Annotated in this window: 15 protein-coding genes; 5 read left to right on the top strand and 10 right to left on the bottom strand. The window is 46.8% G+C overall.

The window, feature by feature from the left end; translation table 11 throughout:
• Positions 1-226: 226 nt before the first annotated feature.
• Together GJU82_RS07990 and GJU82_RS07985 are read right to left on the bottom strand one after the other, a co-directional pair.
• Entirely contained in the window at positions 227-1,771 is a 1,545-nt protein-coding gene (locus GJU82_RS07990; RefSeq protein ID WP_153631668.1) for an OmpP1/FadL family transporter, read from the bottom strand.
• 56 nt (positions 1,772-1,827) lie between these two features.
• A complete protein-coding gene (locus GJU82_RS07985) occupies positions 1,828-3,363 on the bottom strand; it encodes a hypothetical protein (RefSeq protein ID WP_153631667.1) in 1,536 nt (511 codons plus the stop codon).
• Between the two features lie 105 nt (positions 3,364-3,468).
• Here GJU82_RS07985 and proS point away from each other — a divergent pair, with 105 nt between their 5' ends.
• The 4 genes from proS to tilS all read left to right on the top strand — a co-directional run bounded on the left by proS (position 3,469) and on the right by tilS (position 8,887).
• On the top strand, positions 3,469-4,944 hold the full coding sequence (gene proS, locus GJU82_RS07980; RefSeq protein ID WP_153631666.1) for a proline--tRNA ligase: 1,476 nt from the start codon (positions 3,469-3,471) through the stop codon (positions 4,942-4,944).
• A gap of 180 nt (positions 4,945-5,124) precedes the next feature.
• The gene (gene pepT, locus GJU82_RS07975; protein ID WP_228488624.1) at positions 5,125-6,369 is read left to right on the top strand and encodes a peptidase T; all 1,245 of its coding nucleotides are present in this window, start codon (positions 5,125-5,127) and stop codon (positions 6,367-6,369) included.
• A gap of 93 nt (positions 6,370-6,462) precedes the next feature.
• Positions 6,463-7,458 (top strand): YhdH/YhfP family quinone oxidoreductase, encoded by a 996-nt coding sequence (locus tag GJU82_RS07970; protein ID WP_153631665.1) that lies wholly within the window; start codon positions 6,463-6,465, stop codon positions 7,456-7,458.
• A 100-nt stretch (positions 7,459-7,558) separates the two neighbouring features.
• Positions 7,559-8,887, top strand: a complete 1,329-nt coding sequence (gene tilS / locus GJU82_RS07965) for a tRNA lysidine(34) synthetase TilS (RefSeq protein WP_153631664.1) — start codon at positions 7,559-7,561, stop codon at positions 8,885-8,887.
• Between the two features lie 199 nt (positions 8,888-9,086).
• Here tilS and trxA read toward each other — a convergent pair whose 3' ends face one another.
• Positions 9,087-9,521 (bottom strand): thioredoxin, encoded by a 435-nt coding sequence (trxA, locus tag GJU82_RS07960; RefSeq protein ID WP_228488623.1) that lies wholly within the window; start codon positions 9,519-9,521, stop codon positions 9,087-9,089.
• Positions 9,522-9,991: 470 nt separating this feature from the next.
• Between trxA and GJU82_RS07955 the strand changes: the two genes are divergently transcribed.
• The gene (locus GJU82_RS07955) at positions 9,992-11,149 is read left to right on the top strand and encodes an MFS transporter (protein WP_153631663.1); all 1,158 of its coding nucleotides are present in this window, start codon (positions 9,992-9,994) and stop codon (positions 11,147-11,149) included.
• Positions 11,150-11,206: 57 nt separating this feature from the next.
• On the opposite strand, the gene GJU82_RS07950 is transcribed toward GJU82_RS07955, so the two are convergent.
• From GJU82_RS07950 to GJU82_RS17440, 7 genes are all read right to left on the bottom strand, one after another.
• Positions 11,207-13,177, bottom strand: a complete 1,971-nt coding sequence (locus GJU82_RS07950) for a M1 family metallopeptidase (RefSeq protein ID WP_153631662.1) — start codon at positions 13,175-13,177, stop codon at positions 11,207-11,209.
• Positions 13,178-14,197: 1,020 nt separating this feature from the next.
• Entirely contained in the window at positions 14,198-14,647 is a 450-nt protein-coding gene (gene tnpA, locus GJU82_RS07945) for an IS200/IS605 family transposase (RefSeq protein WP_153631661.1), read from the bottom strand.
• 222 nt (positions 14,648-14,869) lie between these two features.
• A complete protein-coding gene (locus tag GJU82_RS07940) occupies positions 14,870-16,009 on the bottom strand; it encodes a GDP-L-fucose synthase (RefSeq protein ID WP_153631660.1) in 1,140 nt (379 codons plus the stop codon).
• 94 nt (positions 16,010-16,103) lie between these two features.
• Positions 16,104-16,481 (bottom strand): GxxExxY protein, encoded by a 378-nt coding sequence (locus GJU82_RS07935; RefSeq protein WP_153631659.1) that lies wholly within the window; start codon positions 16,479-16,481, stop codon positions 16,104-16,106.
• Positions 16,482-16,550: 69 nt separating this feature from the next.
• Positions 16,551-17,747, bottom strand: coding sequence for a GDP-mannose 4,6-dehydratase (gene gmd / locus GJU82_RS07930; RefSeq protein ID WP_153631658.1), 1,197 nt, complete (start codon positions 17,745-17,747; stop codon positions 16,551-16,553).
• Positions 17,748-18,522: 775 nt separating this feature from the next.
• A complete protein-coding gene (locus GJU82_RS07925; RefSeq protein ID WP_153631657.1) occupies positions 18,523-18,756 on the bottom strand; it encodes a DUF2442 domain-containing protein in 234 nt (77 codons plus the stop codon).
• The gene (locus tag GJU82_RS17440) at positions 18,737-19,114 is read right to left on the bottom strand and encodes a DUF4160 domain-containing protein (protein ID WP_228488622.1); all 378 of its coding nucleotides are present in this window, start codon (positions 19,112-19,114) and stop codon (positions 18,737-18,739) included. The genes GJU82_RS07925 and GJU82_RS17440 overlap by 20 nt, the downstream gene beginning before the upstream one ends.
• Positions 19,115-19,605: the final 491 nt, after the last annotated feature.

The following is a 19,605-nucleotide window of genomic DNA, read 5'->3' as shown; positions in this document are numbered from 1 at the left end:
GATTTTTTTTTGTGGCGAATCTTCCGGTACCCCCGGTCAATACCAGCTGCGGCTCCGGGCATTCGCCCGAAGTTCAGGTTAATACCGTCAACTCGTTTAGACAATCATCCGGTGTGCTTTTTAATGTCCCCAGCCATTTAGGTAGTCATCCGGCATTCCGGAAGGCCGTGTTGGGGCACAAAAAAAGGAGGCCGGAGCCTCCTTCGTTTTTCGTTGGTAATTTATTTTAGAAACGGTATGCCATGGTAAACATTACATCGTGTACCAGGGTATGATACTTAATGGGTTTTACAATCTGATCACCTGTTGTGGCATCATAAACCTTAAACGGATAATTGTAGCGTGTCAAATCAGTTAAGCCGTAAGCGATGTCGAGATTGGCGTTGCCAAACCGGAAACCAAGGCCGCCATTATAAGTCACATGCTGGTAATTTGAATTGGGTTGCGAAACACCATCGACAGTTGATTTATAGGGGCTTCCGTAGTATTCATAACCGCCGCGCAAACTAACCGCCGGCGTTACCCTATATTCACCACCTACCCGGATATTCCCGATAGATTGGTAGTAATTGTTGATATCCTGATTTTCTGAATAGAAATCATATCCATCGCTACCGTGGCGCAGTTTGATGTTGTTGTAATTAACATACTCATAGTCGACCGAAAGCAAGCCTTTCTTTCCGAACTGGTAGGCAATGCTACCAATAGCACGGAGAGGCGTTTCCAAATCGTATTTGTAATCGCCGTAAGGTGTTTCTTCCCGGTGACTTCCGGCTCCGGCGCCCACATTGGCATCAAGATTGGAAGATATCCAGGAATGGTAATTTTCCTTCAGGTTGAAAAACGTTGGGGTATGGATGGCTGCACCCAATCGCAATTGAGGGATGGGGCGGTAAATCATACCGAACTTTAAATTGAACCCGACGCCGGTTGTTCTTAGGTAATTGTAGTAATCGAAATTGCCGAAACCGTTGGAACCGCCGTCTTCACCGTAGGTCGAACGTTCCCGATAATACAAATCATCAATACCAACCGTGGCTCCAATGTAAAATTTGTTACTGAAATTGGCCCCCAGCGAAAACACATATTCATTAATGTAGCCTTCTCGTTGAATGGCATAATGCTGATTAACGGTTTCGCCCTGGTACAGAATCGAATTGTACTGATTGTCTCCTGCACCGGGATTGGCTACATCAATCAGGTAGTTTTCCCAGGCCATTTTACTTTCCCACGGAATACCGTTATAATAGGGATCGTAACTGTCGGTTGTCACTAAGTCGTTGTAGTTAATACCGTTGGTATTCTGGGCGAAAGCATCCATCCGCGAATAAGGCGAATTCATAGCCTCTGACAGTGAATTCTGATGGAAGTTGCGCAACCGGTTAAATCCGAGCCCAAAATTGACAGATACCAATCCGCTTTCGGTATCGCCGGGATGATAGATCCCAACATATCCGATGTTGGCGATGTTAAAATTATATTTCGAGTCATCAGCCGTGATTCCCTGGTTGGTCGCCTCCGTTCTGTTGTAATGAAAAACATCGGGAGTAAATGAAAATTCGTTAGCGCGATAAACCGCTATTCCGGCCGGGTTAATACTGAGGGATGAAAAGTCACCTCCCAGCGCGCCAAAGGCGCTACCCATTGCTTTCGAACGGGCTGTAACTCCATAACTCTGTTGCGAGAGCACAAGCGCCTGGTCAACATACTGAGCTGAAGCATATAGTGTCAGCGCCAGCAGGGTGCTGATGGTCATTATTATTCTTTTCATTGTCAAAAGGAATTTAAGTTCTTCATTATTCTTTTGCTGGAACTCGTCACAACAATTTACCTTCTTCTACCGGAATAACTTCCGCCGCTACTACGGCTTCCTCCACCGGATGAAGGTGCGCTGTATGATCTTCCGCTACTGGAAGAGCTTCCGGATGAACGGTAGCTATTACCTGATGAACGGTAACTTCTCGTCGAGCTGCCCGAACGGTAGTTCGATGAACTGCTCGAACCACGACGGTATGAACTGCTGCTTGAACGAACTGCCGAACTGCGGGTTCCGGAGGTACTACTCGGCTTACTGTAACGACTGTAGCTCGATTTGGTAGACGTACTGCTGGGCCGTGTATATTGTCTGGTCGTTGACTTGTTATAAGTGGCCCGGGTATTCATTCTCGGTTTCGAGTAACTCGGCGTATATCTTCTGGTAGTCGTTGTTGTCTGCACAGAAGAACGGCTCCGGGTAGTTTGCTGAGTTTGAACTCTTGGACGGCTCATGACCGTACCTGAGCTTGAGCGAACGGATGAAGAAGTTCCCCGACGGAGACTGGTCTGCACCTGGTTATTTCTTCCCGGTGCGCCGGAATATGTTCCGGATTGACGGGTTGATGTAGCTGTACGCGTTGTTGTCGGTGTTCCCCGGTTAATCGTACCCGATTTGTTGGATGTAGTTCCGGGGCGTGTACCCTGAAGACGGGTTCCGGTAGCGCCGGCACCACCAATCGTTCTTCTTTCGGAGGATGTAGATGAAGAAGCATTTTTTACAGCGCCCGAAGCAGATGATCTGGAAGAACCAACCGGGACCGACCGGCCTAAAGCCTCACCATGATTGATACTACTGCCACCGTAATTGATGGCATTGGAACCTCCACGGCGACCGGTATAATTGCGTTTCCCGTGATAACGATCTACGGAATTTCCGACAACCGGATATCCGCCCCAACCGTAGTATGGGTAACCACCCCAGCCACCATAGTAGGAATTGTATGGGTAACCCCAACCACCGTAATACCAGGGACTGTAATAGCCACCCCAGCTGTAGTAGGAGTATGGATAACCCCAACCACCATAATACCATGGATTGCTCCATCCGAAGCCCCAGCTGATGCTCCATGACGGTCCGTAGTAATACGGGTCCCACATGTAACTATCCCAGTATGGATCATAGAAATAAGGATCCTGGAAACGGCGGATCCGTGAGCTGTAGCTTATGTTATCACTGGGTTCGTAGTAATTGTTGATTACATATTTAACCGAATCATCATCATTGTAATAGGTGGTATCGGCATAATCGGGCTGATCGTTATAGTAGTACTCGTCGATATTTCCATACGAATTTGAACTACCATCCTTCAGTACGTAGTTGTCAACGGTTTTTCCACCGGACGATTCCTTTATATTGGAAACAACCTGTTCCCGTTGAGGAGTGGTTTGTTTTGGTTGTGAAACACCGGCATGTGCCACAACGGGGGGCGGAGTATCGCCAGGCGAGTAATAAATGTCGTCGACATACCCGCTCGTTACCATTGAACCGGTGGAACATCCACCCAGGAAAAGTGCAATGACGGTAAGCAGTTTTAGTCTTGGTTTCATGATTATGTCCTCCCAAAAGTATTTAATATTCTTAGAGAATTTCTTTACTTTGTAAGCTTGAAAATTCACTATACATAAAGCAAATTCCATACCAAAAGATAGAAGATGGCGAAGGAACTAACATCAAAAGAAGAAAATTATTCACAATGGTACAATGATTTGGTTGTGAAGGCCGATTTAGCGGAGAACTCAGCTGTTCGTGGTTGCATGGTAATCAAGCCATACGGTTACGCTATCTGGGAAAAAATGCAGGCTGAACTGGATCGCATGTTTAAGGAAACCGGACACGAAAATGCCTATTTCCCGTTGTTCATTCCTAAATCATTCTTCTCGAAAGAGGCCGATCACGTTGAAGGGTTCGCCAAAGAGTGTGCCGTAGTAACTCATTACCGGTTAAAAAATGATCCGGATGGCAATGGCATAGTGGTCGACCCGGATGCGAAGCTGGAAGAAGAGCTGATTGTACGGCCTACTTCGGAGACCATTATCTGGAATACCTATAAAAACTGGATTCAATCATACCGCGATCTTCCGTTGTTGATAAACCAATGGGCAAACGTTGTGCGTTGGGAAATGCGTACCCGTATGTTCCTTCGTACCTCTGAATTCCTTTGGCAGGAAGGCCATACAGCTCATGCTACGAGGCAGGAGGCCATGGAAGAAACGGAACGCATGATTAATGTGTATGCTGACTTTGCCGAAAACTATATGGCGGTTCCGGTCATCAAGGGAGCAAAATCGGCTAATGAACGTTTTGCCGGAGCGTTGGAAACTTACACCATTGAAGCATTGATGCAGGATGGAAAGGCCCTTCAATCAGGAACGTCGCACTTCCTTGGCCAGAATTTCGCCAAGGCATTCGATGTGCAGTTCACCAATAAGGAAGGGAAACTGGATTATGTTTGGGCGACTTCGTGGGGCGTTTCTACTCGTTTGGTAGGTGCACTGATTATGGCCCATTCCGATAATAACGGCCTGGTGCTGCCTCCGCGCCTGGCGCCTTATGAGGTCGTGATTGTTCCGATTTACAAAAAGGCGGAACAACTGGCGGAAGTGTCAGCCAAAGTGAAGGAAATTATGGCCAAGCTTAGGAAAAGAGGCATTACGGTTAGATACGACGATCGTGACTCACAGCGCCCCGGATGGAAGTTTGCCGAGTATGAAATGAAAGGCGTACCTGTCCGTCTGGCTATGGGGCCACGTGACATGGAAAACGGAACCGTTGAGGTGGCTCGTCGTGACACGTTGGAAAAATCGGTTCAGTCACTCGAAAACATCGATCAGTATGTGGAAGATCTGCTGATTGAAATTCAAAATAACATCTACCGAAAGGCATGGAATTTTCGCAAGGAAAATACCGTGAAGGTGGATACCTATGATGAATTTAAAGAAGTGCTGAATACTAAGGGCGGATTTATTCTGGCCCACTGGGACGGTACTTCCGAAACAGAAACCCGCATCAAGGAGGAAACCAAGGCCACCATTCGCTGTATTCCTTTTGAGGGGGAGGAAGAGGAAGGGACTTGTATGGTAACTGGTAAACCGTCAAAGAGAAGAGTCATATTTGCGCTGGCTTATTAAGTTGGTTGCATTATCATAACTTAAAAAGGGAGTTGTTTCAGTGACTCCTTTTTTTGTACACGATTTTCCCATTCGATTGACAAATAATGAGATTCGTCAGTTTCACTACTTTACAGCGATTTTTTGTACTTCTCTCTCGGCTAAATTTGCTATATTCGGACTCTTAAATCTGCAAATTTGATGATAAAAATGGAAAACCAGGTTGTCGACCGTTTTATCGGTTATGTAAAGATAAACACCCAGTCCGACCCCAAAACGGGGCTTACGCCTAGTACACCGGGCCAGATTACTTTCGCACAAGGACTTACCGAAGAGTTGAAGCGCATCGGACTCGAAGATGTGGAGCTGGATGATAATGGCTATGTGATGGCGACGCTTCCGTCGAATATTGATAAGGAAGTTCCCACGGTTGGATTTATTGCTCACATGGATACCAGTCCGGATTTTTCGGGTAAGAACGTGAATCCGCAGTTCGTTGAGAACTATGACGGAGGCAATGTTGTCCTGAACCAGGAAGAGGGAATTGTATTATCCCCGGAAAAATTCCCTGATATAAAGAAATATACCGGTCAGCGATTAATCGTGACAAATGGTTTGACCTTGCTTGGCGCTGATGATAAAGCCGGATTGGCTGAAATTGTGACTTCCATGGAGTACCTGGCCAGTCATCCCGGGATCAAACATGGGAAGGTACGTGTTGGATTTACTCCTGATGAAGAGATTGGGCAGGGAGCCGATTATTTCAATGTGGAAAAATTTGGAGCTGACTTTGCTTATACCATGGACGGCGGCGAAATAGGTGAACTGCAGTACGAGAACTTCAATGCCGCTTTTGCCCGTGTGATTGTGCATGGAATTAGCGTACATCCCGGTTCGGCTAAGCACAAGATGAAAAACTCGATGCGCATTGCCAGCCAGTTTGTGAGCATGCTTCCGCGACACGAAACACCTGAGCATACCGACGGTTACGAAGGTTTCTACCACTTGCTATCGATTGACGGAAACGTCGAACGTACCGAGTTGGAGTATATCATTCGTGATTTCAGAAAGGACCGTTTTGAAGATCGCAAGACGGAAATGGAGCATATCGTACGCAAAGTAAATGCTGAATTCGGCGAAGGGACAGTAGAACTGGAAATGAAAGATCAGTATTACAACATGCGGGAGAAGGTAGAGCCAGCTCTTTATATCATTGACATGGCGGAAGAAGCAATGAAAGAAGTTGGAGTGGAACCGAAGATTGAACCGATTCGCGGTGGAACCGATGGAGCACGTCTTTCATTTATGGGGTTACCTTGCCCTAACATCTTTGGGGGCGGACATAACTTTCACGGTAAGTTCGAATTCATTCCGACCAAATCGATGGAAAAAGCATGCCACGTTATCCTGAAGATCGTCGAGAAAGTTTCGGCGATGGAAAAGTAAAATAACGTTGCAAATAAAATATATAAGCAGCCTCTGAACGGGCTGCTTTCTTTTTTGTTAGCATGATAGAGAGAATAAAGAAAGGACGTTAAAATGACAGGTACGACATTCAGGGCTTATCGGGTATTTGAAGTGGACGGAACGTTTGTCCGTAAGCTGGTGAAGCGTTCCGTCAGCGAATTACCGGAAGGCGAAGTGCTTATTCGGGTAAAATACGCCGGATTGAATTATAAGGATGCACTTTCGGCCTCGGGCAACCGCGGAGTAACGAGAAATTATCCGCATACGCCGGGAATTGATGCCGCGGGAATCGTGGAAGATAGCTCATCGCCTTTATTCAATCCGGGCGATGAGGTAGCTGTAACGTCATACGATTTGGGCATGAATACCGATGGCGCTTTCGCGGAATACATTCGTGTACCGGCCAACTGGATTGTTCCGTTGCCAAAAGGGCTAACACTTGCCGAAAGTATGGTGCTGGGAACTTCCGGGTTAACGGCGGCCCTTTCAGTGAAAAGGCTGTTGGATGCCGGGCAGAAACCATCGCAGGGACCGGTTGTTGTAACCGGAGCTGCCGGCGGAGTGGGTAGCCTGGCCGTAAAAATCCTGCTAAAAGAAGGCTTTGAAGTAATTGCTGCCACCTCCAATCTCGACGACAGCCGGGAGGTGATTGAGAAGCTCGGAGCTCATCTGCACATCGATAAATCGGAAACCGATGACCAGTCGGGACGGCCGTTGATTCGTCCGAAATGGGCCGGTGCCGTTGATGTGGTGGGAGGTAACACACTGGCTACGTTGCTTAAGGCCTGCAAATACGGTGGAAATGTAACCACTTGTGGAAATATTGGTTCCGGCGAATTGAATACCACTGTTTATCCGTTCATTCTGAATAACATTTCGCTTTTGGGTGTCGATTCACAGAAAACGCCGCTGGAGGAGCGAAAAGCGGTTTGGGAAAAACTGGCCGGTGCCTGGAAACCTGATGGACTTGATGATTTGGCAACATTTATTTCGCTTGACGAACTGGAGACTTATATTCAGCGACTGCTGAATAAGAAGAACCGGGGACAGGTAGTTTTAGAGTTGTAATTGAATTTCCCAAAATCATATCAACCGGAGAATGGCTGAAATCGTTCCCCGGTTTTCTTTTGGTTAGCCGGATTATCGTATTTTTGAATAAAACGAAGTGATGATAAACGAACTGGTCAGCTATATTCAACGTCACAACCTGTTTACTTCGGGTGATACGATCCTGGTCGCCGTGAGTGGCGGAATGGATTCGGTCGTATTGCTCGATCTATTGGAAAAGGCAGGTTATGCATTGGGCATCGCGCACTGCAATTTTCATCTGCGCGGCGAAGAGTCGGATGGTGACGAAGCACTGGTAGCCAGGCTGGCCGAGAAATATGGCCGGCGTTACTATCATCAGTCGTTCGATACAGGGCAATATGCCGATGAGCACGGCTATTCCATCGAGATGGCTGCACGCGAGTTACGTTATGACTGGTTCGAGAAAATCCGGGCCGAAAATCACTATGATGTGATTGCCGTAGCCCATCACCGCGACGACTTGCTGGAGACCTTTTTCCTGAATCTTTCCCGGGGAACCGGGTTGAAAGGAATGACGGGTATTAAACCGAAAAATGGTCGGCTGGTCCGTCCGCTGTTGTTTGCCACACGCACAGAGATTGCCGATTGGTGTATTGAGCATGAGCTGGAATACCGCGATGATTCATCCAATGCCACCCTCGATTACCAGCGGAATAAAATCCGGCATCAACTATTGCCTTTAATGGAAGAACTCAATCCCTCTTTCCGCGAAAGCTTGCAGAAAACCATTCATTACCTGAAGGATGTTTCGACGATTTACTTCCAGGAAATTCAGCAATGCTGGGAACGGGTTGCCATCAGGAAGGGGAGGGAGTACCATATCTCCATTAGTGAATTGAAGTTACTGGAACCGCTCAATACTTACCTGTTTGAGTTTTTGAAGCCATTTCATTTCAATAGCGAAGTGGTTGCCCGGATTGAGGAAACACTGGATGGAGAACCAGGAAAACAATTTTTTTCTCCGACCCATCGCGTCGTTCGGGACAGGGAATATCTCATCATTACCCGGCTTCCCGATAAGGAAAAACCGGTGTATTACATCGATGAAGGCCTGAAAGATTTAACCCAACCACTGCCGTTACAAATACGGAAGGTGGAACGAGACCAGCATTTTCGGATTCCACGCTCAGCCAAAGTGGGTTGTATCGATTTGGATAAAATTCAGTTTCCATTGAAAATCCGGAAATGGGAGCCCGGCGATTATTTTCGTCCGTTGGGAATGACCGGTTTTAAAAAACTGAGCGATTTCTTTATCGATGAGAAGATGAGCCTTCCCGAGAAGGAAAATACCTGGCTGGTAACCAATGGCGAACAGGTTGTATGGATTATCGGTAAACGGATTGACGACCGCTACAAAATTACTGATGAAACGGCCCGGGTGCTGGAAATGGTGATGGGTGGGAAATAAAATCCCCCTGCCTTGACGGCAGAGGGACACAATGAACTTATATTGTTCCTGTTTACTTTTCCAGGCAAATTGTAAGTCTCAATTTTGTAAAATGTTTTTGGAATTTACTACGGACTGTCTGAAAAAAGCGGGAAGGAAGGCCGGCGGCCGGGTGGCCACCGATCCTTTTTCCCTAACCAAACCTAAATCATAACCAATATCAGCTGTTCTGTTGAATAATTGATTTCAACTGGTCGGCTTGCATTACGCCGACACCCTGCCATTTGATTTGTCCGTTGCGAAACAGGAGCATGGTAGGTATATTTCGTATGCCATATTGCATGGCTGCTTTTCTGTTGTTGTCCACATTAACTTTTATCACCCTGACCGCACCCTGCATCTCTTTTGAGAGTTGCCCGAGTATTGGCGCCATCATTTTGCATGGGGCACACCAATCAGCGTAAAAATCAACGAGTACGGGAGTATCCCCGTTTATTATTTCAGTGAACTTGCTCATATCCTTCACGATCACCAAATTCTTCTCATTACCTTTGTCTGCCATTTTTGACTGGTTGCCATTTCCTGCCTGCTTGCACGAAACCAACAGGGAAAGGAAGATGGCCATCAGTACGGATATCTGGCCAGTTTGTAGCATTCGTTTCGTTCTGTTTTTTCATTCTGAAGGAATCGCCGAGCAACCAGCCAGGCAAAATACCGTAACCACTGCCCGAATACCGGTTCGCAGTAATCGGACAAGTGCCGGGGGCACATCCGATTTGGGACCAGCAAAGGTACCCGGCAATTCCTCCCAGAATGATAAAGAGAATTCTTAATCGACAGCTTTAAAAAAAACTATCATGTATGTAACCTTGAATGACGCTACAAAGAAAGGTTTGTGAATGCCTTCCTTCAGTAACTTTAGTCACACAACATAAAAATTTTAAAAGGTCAATAGATTCTGGTAGTGTAGTTGTAAAAATACCAGTGAGTTATAACTGTTTTTTTTGACCAGGTCAGACCGATTTTAAGTAAGTCTTATGGAGTCTTTTTTAGTGTTGATATAAAATCAACCTGACAGGAACCTCATTTTATTACTTTTGTCGTCTTAATCTAACTGAGAAAGGAATGAATACATACCGAACGTACCGTGAAAACCCGATGTATCGCTACCTCCTTTTGCTGGTGGTTGCATCGGCCATTGGCTTTCAGGGATGGAGAACGCTGTTCAATAATTATGCGGTCGATGTGGTTGGTGTGAATGGTTTTCAGATTGGCGTTATTCAATCTGTTCGGGAAATCCCGGGTTTTCTGACCTTCTTCGTCATTTATCTGTTGTTGGTCATCAAAGAGCATCGGTTTGCAGCACTTTCCATTGTCATGCTTGGAGGAGGTGTTTTCATGGCAGGTATTTTTCCGTCGTTTGGCGGACTAATTTTTACCACAGTAGTGATGTCGGTTGGATTTCATTTCTTCGAAACGACCAATCAGTCGCTCAGTCTTCAGTATTTCGATCACACGCGCATACCCCGGGTGCTGGCCAGCTTTAAGAGTTACGGAGCGCTCACCAACATTACGGTAGGAGCGGTCATTTGGGTGATTAGCCGTTACCTTCCAATGCAGGATCTGTTTTTCCTTTTTGGCGGGATTCTCGTATTGGTCGGTTTGTTTGCCCTTACGCGCGATCCCGTCGATAAGGCCAAGCCTCCGCAGCAGCGCAAACTGGTTCTCCGGAGAAAGTACTGGTTATTTTATACCCTGAATTTTTTGGCGGGTGCCCGTCGGCAAATATTTGTGGTATTTGCCATCTTCCTATTGGTGGAGAAGTATGGGTTTTCGGTCCGACATATCACCATTTTATTTGTTTTGAACAACATCATGACTTTCTTTCTCAGTCCGCAGGTGGCTAAAGCCATTCACCGCTTTGGTGAACGAACCATGCTGACCGTTGAATATGCCAGCCTGTTTCTGGTATTTCTGGGATATGGATTGATTGAAGATAAGAATGTGGCAACAGCCATGTATTTGGTCGATAACTTGTTTTTCAGTTTCTCTATTGCCATTAATACCTATTTCCAGAAGAAGGCCGATCCGAAAGACATTGCACCCTCTATGGCCGTTGGGTTTACCATCAATCATATCATGGCGGTGATTATTCCTGTATTTGGCGGATTGCTATGGATGTATAACTGGCGGATTCCGTTCATTGCCGGAGCTGGTATAGCCTTAACATCGCTGATATTTGCACAATTTGTCCGTACACCGAAGCCGCATCTGATAGCGTAGACCTCTTGTTTTAGTGGGGAAAAGAACTTTCGGATGTTTGTGATACTATTTCTTTGACTAGTTGCTTTCGTTTGCCCAGGTATTGTTGGATGGTTTGACATCGGGCAATTCCTTGTCCGGATCAACAACCACCGAGTCGATGGGTGAGGTGGAGGCATACTTCATCAGGTAGGTGCCGCCCCTCTGCCATATTTCTACCGGGAGTTTTACTTCGCCGGTTTTTCCGTTGCTTTCTACCACTTTTACCGTTGTCGGCATGACCATCTGGTTGTTGTTGACGAGGGTTATCAGTGAACCTTTTTCCGGCCGTCCGTTGGCATAGTGTACTCCGGTTACCGCCTGGTCCAATGTCCAGGTTTGATAGAACCACTCATTCCAGAACCATCCCAAATCTTCACCGGCCGCATCGTCGATGGTCCGGAAGAAATCTTTGGGGGTGGGATGCTTGTAAGCCCACCGGTCGATATAGGTCCGGAAAGCATAATCGAAACGGTTGTGCCCCAGAATGTACTCACGGAGTATTACCAACCCTAACGAGGTTTTGTAGTAATTCAGCATGTGGCTGTTTTTCTGCAGCATCACATCCGAATAGTTCATAATCGCTTCGGTATTCTGTCCGGTCATGAACGGAACAATATCCCTCGCCGGATTTTTCCCTTCCGGATCAAATTCCCCGTCACGTTTGGGGCCGAACTCGCCATGATTGAACTTCTCGTGTGCGTAAACATCGATGAAGGTATTCAGGCCTTCGTCCATGAAACCAAAACGGCGTTCATCCGAACCCACCAGCATGGGGAACCAGTTGTGACCTATTTCGTGAGCGGTTACAAAGTACATTACCTTCGGTTTGTCGATGCTCCAGTGGCAAAAAATAATTCCGGGGTATTCCATGCCACCTACCGGACCGCCCACATTGGTCGCTACGGTGTAAGGATACGGGTACCAGTCGGCCGAGAATGACTCGATGCTGTGCTTCAGGTATTCGGTGGAACGGCCCCAGGCGTTTTCGCCCATACTTTCTTCCGGGTAGACTGACATGGTCAGCGCCGTTTTGCCTTCCGGCAGGTTCGCTTTGGCGGCGTCCCAAATAAAAGCTTTTGAAGCGGCCCACGATACGTCGCGGCTGGTGTCCATCTTGAAATGCCAGGTTAACATGCCCTTTTGTTTCGGGCGCGTTTCGGGTTTTCCCACTTCGTCCGGCTTGATAATGTAGGTTGTTTCGTCATTCTGACGGGCTTTGTTGAGTCGTTTGATTTCCGTTTTCGTTAATACTTCTTCCGGGTTTTGCAGTACGCCGGCGCCGGCAACAATCATGTTCGCCGGAACGGTTACTTTATAATCGAAATCGCCGTACTCACAATAAAACTCGCCGGCTCCCTGGTAGGGAAGGGTATTCCAGCCCCGCACATCGTCGTACACGCACATGCGCGGATACCATTGGCCGACATCATAAATGGACCCGTTTCTCGAATCCATCATCGCCAGGCGGAACTGGTTCTTCGTGATGTGAAATGCATATTTGACGGTTACTGTTATCTTCCCGCCATCGGGTTTCACCGGCTGATGTAAACGGACTTGCATCCGGGTGTCGGTAATCACATGATTGGCAGCGTAGCTTTTTCCATCCTGTGTGACCTCTACCGATTGGATATCGATACCGCCAGCTGTTGTGGGGACATTACCGGAAAAACTCCCCCGCGAACCTTCCCTGAAAAGGTTTAGTCCTACTTGCAACCAAAGGTAATGCAGGGCGTCGGGACTGTTGTTGGTATAATGAATTTCCGAGGTTCCGGTAATCAGGTGTTGCGCGGTATCCAGCGTAGCGTCGAGGTTGTAGTCGGCCCGGTTTTGCCAGTATAATGGCCCGGGAGCGCCGCTGCCGCTGCGGAAAGCCGTCCCCGGTTGGCTCATAAACGTGGGGCCGAATGCTTTGTGCTGGTCATAATTCGATGTTGGCTGTGCCTGCGCCTGACCGGCCAGGACAAGGAATAAAAACATCCCTTTCATGACAGATTGTAGTCGATTCATCGCTATTCGTTAGAGAAAGGTTATTGTTACTGACTAATTCACGAAAAACGTTTTCCAAGATGCAATATTTTTTTCGGATTGCCTAAATCAACCCCTGTTTTGGTGGGGCAGGTAATGGAGAATTAAAGAAAATGAAGATCAGGGTAGGTGCCAGCCCTACAGGCTGGGTGTGCTATTCGTAGGTTTGTTCTCTTGGGGCGATGCCCCAAGTTATGGAATGTGAGCCCTTCAGGCTCTTTGGTGGGGAGCAGTCTGCGAGGCCCTTGCATCGATTGATTTTTCTTACCTTTCAGGTTTCTACTCATATTCGATGTTATTCAACTGTATATCATCGTTCCAGCCCTACAGGCTGGGTGTGCTATTCGTAGGTTTGTTCTCTTGGGGCGATGCCCCAAGTTCTGGAATGTGAGCCCTTCAGGCTCTTTGGTCCGAATCTGTTTGCAGGGGCTTTATATTGATTGATTTTTCGTCCCCTTTCAGGCTTCCACTCATATTCGATGTTATTCAACTGTATATCATCGTGCCAGCCCTACAGGCTGGGTGTTCCATCGATACGTTATTTCTTGGGGCGATGCCCCAAGTTCTGGAATGTGAGCCTTTCAGGCTCTTTGGTGTAAATCTGTTTGCAAGGGCTTCACATGGATTGATTTTTCGTCCCTTTCAGGCTTTCCACTCATATTCGATGTTATTCAACTGTATATCATCGTGCCAGCCCTTCAGGCTGGGTGTTCCATTCATAGGTCTGTTCCCTTGGGGCGTTGCCCCAAGTTATGGAATGTGAGCCTTTCAGGCTCTTTGGTCCGAATCTGTTTGCAGGGGCTTCACATGGATTGATTTTTCGTCCCCTTTCAGGCTTTGGTATTTCTGAATTGGGCCTGTATTGAATTTCCCATGTTTTCCGCCGAAATAGTGTATATCCCAAACAGGCTGAAAGCCTGAGATTCTAAAACTAGGGGCAACGCCCCTAGACAAAGAACGGTAAGAGGCGAATGAAGCCTGAAGGGCTTCCACTTCCACCGTTCACGCCCAAAAATAACTCCCGTCATATTCCGAAATCCGGTAATGCCCCATGAATGTCTCGATCTCCTCCTGGAAACTGATTCTTCGGTGGTGCTCCTGTTGATTTTGGATATACCTTTTCACGGAATCTAATTTCGAACTACTAACTGAAAATGCCGCGTACCCGATTTGCCACACGAATTTCCGGACTCCTTTTTCTTTCATCCATTTAGATGAACTTTTCTTGACTTCCTCTACTATTTTCGCCAGGGCATGGTTTTTAGAAAGACGGAACAGGATGTGAACATGGTCAGGATTGGCATAAACAATAATCGTCGGGCTGTTTAGATTCTTAAATATACCTGTGATATATGCTTCGAATGCGGGTTTTATCTCTGTTGAAACGAACGGGTAACGCTCTTTGGTTCCAAAGATAAGGTGAACATACAATTGTGCGAGTGATTGGCCCATAAATAGAGTTTTTGCAGGTTAATATGGATTCGTTTGCTTTTTCAGGTTTGTTCCAGCCCTACAGGCTGGGTGTTCCATCGATACGTTATTTCTTGGGGCGATGCCCCAAGTTATGGAATTGGGGCCTTTCAGGCTCTTTGGTGTAAATCTGTTTGCAAGGTTTTTGCATTGATTGATTTTTCGACCCCTTTCAGGCATTCGACGTGTAACTTTCGCACCCTCTCACCTTCTCTGATTCACTTCCCCAAGGTACCAGCGGTACATTTGCCCGATGCCGTCTTCGATTTCCACGTTGTGTTGCCAGCCCAGCTGGTGGAGTTTGGAGGGGTCGGTAAGTTTGCGCAGTGTGCCGTCGGGTTTTTCGGTGTTGAAGACCAAATTGCCTTTGAACCCGACTTTCTCTTTGATAAGCTCTGCCAGCTCTTTGATGGATACCTCTTTGCCCGTGCCAATGTTGATGTGGGTGTTTCGAACTTCGTTCGCACGCGAATTATCACGAATGGAAGACGAATTGACACGGATTAGGTCCTCAAAGTCGGTTTGTTCCATAAGGTATACACATGCATCGGCCATATCTTCCGACCAGAGGAATTCACGCATGGGCTTACCGGAACCCCAAATCTCGATCGACACGGAATTCACGGATTTAGACGGATTAACACGGATTCCGTATTTGGCGAGGATATCGAGAATGGCTTCTTCGGTTGCCTGTCCATTGACTCCTTCTACCGGGTTTTTATCCAGATCGGCGCGGAGGGCAGCCCAGTTGCGTTCTTCCAGGCATTTTCCGAGGTGGGTTTTGCGGAGCAGCGCAGGGAGCACGTGCGATTTCTCCAGGTCGAAGTTGTCGTTGGGACCGTAGAGGTTGGTGGGCATCACCGAGATGTAGTTGGTGCCGTATTGCAGGTTGTAACTCTCACACAGCTTGATGCCGGCAATCTTGGCGATGGCATATGGCTCGTTGGTGTATTCCAGCGGAGAGGTGAGGAGCGAGCCCTCGGGCATGGGCTGTGGCGCTTCCCGCGGATAGATACAGGTACTGCCCAGGAACATCAGCTTTTTGACGTTGTTCCGGTAAGCGGCATCAATGACATTGTTCTGGATCATCAGGTTCTCGTAGATGAACTGTCCGCGGTAGGTGTTGTTGGCCACAATGCCGCCCACTTTGGCTGCCGCCAGGAAGACGTATTCGGGTTTCTCAGTAGCGAAAAAATCGTTAACGGCTTGCTGACTGGTTAAATCCAGCTCGCTGTGTGTGCGTAACACGAAATTGGTGTAGCCTTTCTCTTTCAGATTTTTCAGAATAGCCGAGCCAACAAGTCCGCGGTGGCCGGCGATGTATATTTTGCTGTTCTTTTCCATCACTTTTTCTCGCAAAAAACGCAAAAGACGTTAACCTTTTGCAGATTTTACATCAACTTTTATCGTTCTATTGTTATTTAATACGCAAAAAGCGCTAAAGATTATTCACTAAGCGGTGAATACCTTCCTTGAAGTACTTTGTATTGAAGTTAATGAGCAGTCCTAATTTCAAGTCTGATAATTTCAAATAGGTTAACGTTTGCGCAAAATGCACCGGTGCAAGCGAATCGACCGACTTTATTTCCACAATAACTTTATTCTCGACCAAAAGGTCCAGACGATAACCAACATCCAATTTTACGTCTTTATATATGAAAGGCATTGGATGTTGTTGCAAAACGTTTAGACCTTTTTCCTGCAGATCGAAAGCCAGCGCATTTTCATAAGCTGATTCCAATAACCCCGGACCAATATGCTTATGAATGGCATGAGCCGTGTCGACAATGATTTTTGCTACCTCGTTTTCGTGCATGTCTTTTTGATTTTGCGTGTTTTGCGAATGCACTTTGCGCTTTTTGCGTGAAACTTTTGGTAGAATAATCTACTCAAAGTAATTCATCACTCGGTATCCTCCTTCTTTCAGCCAGGCATCTTTTTGCATGAGCTTGATGTCGGATTGCATCATGTCTTTGATGAGGCCGTCGAGGTCGTATTTGGGCGTCCAACCTAATACGGTATTTGATTTGGTCGGGTCGCCAATGAGTAGGTCCACTTCCGTTGGACGGAAATAAGCCGGGTCAACCGCCACGAGTGGGGAAGATGGGTCCCGGTGGTTGTCGGGAGTGGGAGCGTGAGAAGGTGAGATGCGTGCTTTGATGCCTTCGAGGTATTGCTCTCCGACTTTCTCAACGAAAACTTTCTCGTCTACAGCTGTCAAATAACCTTTTTCATCGACGCCTTCGCCCTGGAAGGTGATTTCCATTCCCGCTTCGGTTGCTGCTTTTTTGATGAAATCGCGGATGGTAGTGGTGATACCGGTGGCAATCACGTAATCGTCCGGTTTATCCTGTTGCAGGATGAGGTACATGGCACGGACATAATCCTTGGCATGGCCCCAGTCGCGTTTGCTGGAGAGGTTTCCCATGAAGACCTTGTCCTGCATGCCCAGCGCGATACGGCTCAATGCACGGGTTACTTTCCGGGTGACGAAGGTTTCGCCGCGAATGGGTGATTCGTGATTGAACAGGATTCCGTTACTGGCGTGCATCTTGTAGGCTTCACGGTAGTTGACCGTAATCCAGTAGGCGTACAGTTTGGCTACGGCATAGGGAGAGCGTGGGTAGAATGGTGTTTTCTCGCTTTGCGGCACTTCCTGTACCATGCCGTACAGCTCTGAAGTGGATGCCTGGTAGATGCGGGTTTTTTCGGTGAGCCCTAAGAGACGAACCGCTTCGAGGATACGCAGGGTTCCCAGTCCGTCGGCATTGCCCACATATTCGGGTGTTTCGAAACTCACGGCTACGTGGCTCATGGCTGCCAGGTTATATATCTCGTCGGGTTGTACTTCCTGGATGATGCGGGTGAGGTTCATCGAGTCGGTGAGGTCGCCGTAGTGGAGGATGAAGTTGCGGTGCTCCACGTGCGGGTCCTGGTACAGGTGATCGATGCGGTCGGTATTGAACAATGAGGAACGGCGCTTGAGGCCATGTACGATGTATCCTTTTTTCAGCAGGTACTCACTGAGGTAGGCGCCGTCCTGGCCGGTGATACCGGTAATTAAAGCTACTTTTTGTGACATGTTATTAAGGTAATTTTATTGTTGATTTATATTTTGAAAGTCAAAAGTGCAAATATTTATAACGATAACAAAGATTACACGAATTGAAGCGAATTATGCTAATAAATCTTAGCTCTTAACAATTTTTTTTAAAACGTTCCACGCAGAGGGCGCAAAGGTATTCGCGGAGGGCGCAGAGGATTTGAAACTTTGGAAAAGGTGATAAAGTTAAGAAAGGCCCGGGCACAGGCGAAGGAGAATGGGGGAATTTTGTTCTGCTTAACACTTTTTTTAAACGTTCCACGCAGAGGGCGCAAAGGTATTCGCGGAGGGCGCAGAGGATTTGAAACTTTGGAAAAGGTGATAAAGTTAAGAAAGGCCCGGGCACAGGCGAAGGAGAATGGGAGGTGGGGGGATTTGAAATGTTGAATGTTGAATGTTGAATTGAAAGGGGCGTACGGATTATGTGAGATGGGGGGAGTGGGGGAATTTTGTTCCACTTAACACTTAACTCTTTTTTTAAAACGTTCCACGCAGAGGGCGCAGAGGTATTCGCGGAGGGCGCAAAGGATTTGAAACTTTGGAAAAGGTGATAAAGTTAAGAAAGGCCCGGGCACAGGCGAAGGAGAATGGGAGGTGGGGGGATTTGAAATGTTGAATGTTGAATTGAAAGGGGCGTACGGATTATGTGAGATGGGGGGAGTGGGGGGATTTTGTTCTGCTTAACTCTTTTTTTAAAACGTTCCACGCAGAGGGCGCAAAGGTATTCCGGGACCATTTATTTGAGAGTTGTTTGTTATAAAAGGCCTTCTACTAAAATATCTTCATCCAAATCATTCCAGTGAATGCCTTCACCGTCACCAATAAACCTCCAGTTATTTCTTTGCCCAGGTGTTGCATCACGGAGTGAGGGGAACCAGTTTATTGGAACTGAGAGTTCCCTCCCGTCATCTAAAACGAGGTACATTTTTATTTCGTCGAACCAAATATTTACTGCATTTGTTGATTTACTAATTTGTAAAATGCTCATCCCATTGTGTTTTAAAAAGTTCGATATTTTCCAGAATAATCTTTCTAATTTCGCTTATTTCACTTGCGTTAAACCTTTTTGACTTACCCAGTTCTGCATTTTTTAACAGGAACTTTGCGGTACTTCTTTCTTTTTCAACATGTATATGCGGAGGGTGATGGCCGTTTATATAAAAGAAAAACCGATATCCTCTTGTTCGCAAAATTGTTGGCATATTTTTTATCCAAAGGTAATGAATTTTTCTTTGAGGGATAGGCTGCCTGAAACACGCTGACGTGGTGTAACCCGTCCATGAAAGCCCTTTTGGATTACATATTTTGACTAATTTGGTTGCCTGGCCCGGTGTTAATTTTCCCATCGTATATCAACGTGATGCCTCTGTATTCTTAACTCTTTTTTTTAAAACGTTCCACGCAGAGGGCGCAGAGGTATTCGCAGAGGGCGCAAAGGATTTGAAACTTTGGAAAAGGTGATAAAGTTAAGAAAGGCCCGGGCACAGGCGAAGGAGAATGGGAGATGGGGGGATTTGAAATGTTGAATTTTGAATGTTGAATTGAAAGGGGCGTACGGATTATGTGAGATGGGGGGAGTGGGGGAATTTTGTTCTGCTTAAAACTTTTTTTAAAACGTTCCACGCAGAGGGCGCAGAGGTATTCGCGGAGGGCGCAAAGGATTTGAAACTTTGGAAAAGGTGATAAAGTTAAGAAAGGCCCGGGCACAGGCGAAGGAGAATGGGAGGTGGGGGGATTTGAAATGTTGAATGTTGAATGTTGAATTGAAAGGGGCGTACGGATTATGTGAGATGGGGGGAATGGGAGAATTTTGTTCCACTTAACACTTAACTCTTTT

The sequence above is a fragment of the Prolixibacter sp. SD074 genome (genome assembly GCF_009617895.1).
Classification (GTDB): domain Bacteria; phylum Bacteroidota; class Bacteroidia; order Bacteroidales; family Prolixibacteraceae; genus Prolixibacter.
This window is presented reverse-complemented; position numbering and strand designations above follow the sequence as displayed.

Bases quoted from the DNA above. Each gene is read 5' to 3' on its own strand.
- GJU82_RS07990 (WP_153631668.1), bottom strand. From the start codon at position 1,771: ATGAAAAGAATAATAATGACCATCAGCACCCTGCTGGCGCTGACACTA.
- GJU82_RS07985 (WP_153631667.1), bottom strand. From the start codon at position 3,363: ATGAAACCAAGACTAAAACTGCTTACCGTCATTGCACTTTTCCTGGGT.
- proS (WP_153631666.1), top strand. From the start codon at position 3,469: ATGGCGAAGGAACTAACATCAAAAGAAGAAAATTATTCACAATGGTAC.
- pepT (WP_228488624.1), top strand. From the start codon at position 5,125: ATGATAAAAATGGAAAACCAGGTTGTCGACCGTTTTATCGGTTATGTA.
- GJU82_RS07970 (WP_153631665.1), top strand. From the start codon at position 6,463: ATGACAGGTACGACATTCAGGGCTTATCGGGTATTTGAAGTGGACGGA.
- tilS (WP_153631664.1), top strand. From the start codon at position 7,559: ATGATAAACGAACTGGTCAGCTATATTCAACGTCACAACCTGTTTACT.
- trxA (WP_228488623.1), bottom strand. From the start codon at position 9,521: ATGCTACAAACTGGCCAGATATCCGTACTGATGGCCATCTTCCTTTCC.
- GJU82_RS07955 (WP_153631663.1), top strand. From the start codon at position 9,992: ATGAATACATACCGAACGTACCGTGAAAACCCGATGTATCGCTACCTC.
- GJU82_RS07950 (WP_153631662.1), bottom strand. From the start codon at position 13,177: ATGAATCGACTACAATCTGTCATGAAAGGGATGTTTTTATTCCTTGTC.
- tnpA (WP_153631661.1), bottom strand. From the start codon at position 14,647: ATGGGCCAATCACTCGCACAATTGTATGTTCACCTTATCTTTGGAACC.
- GJU82_RS07940 (WP_153631660.1), bottom strand. From the start codon at position 16,009: ATGGAAAAGAACAGCAAAATATACATCGCCGGCCACCGCGGACTTGTT.
- GJU82_RS07935 (WP_153631659.1), bottom strand. From the start codon at position 16,481: ATGCACGAAAACGAGGTAGCAAAAATCATTGTCGACACGGCTCATGCC.
- gmd (WP_153631658.1), bottom strand. From the start codon at position 17,747: ATGTCACAAAAAGTAGCTTTAATTACCGGTATCACCGGCCAGGACGGC.
- GJU82_RS07925 (WP_153631657.1), bottom strand. From the start codon at position 18,756: ATGAGCATTTTACAAATTAGTAAATCAACAAATGCAGTAAATATTTGG.
- GJU82_RS17440 (WP_228488622.1), bottom strand. From the start codon at position 19,114: ATGGGAAAATTAACACCGGGCCAGGCAACCAAATTAGTCAAAATATGT.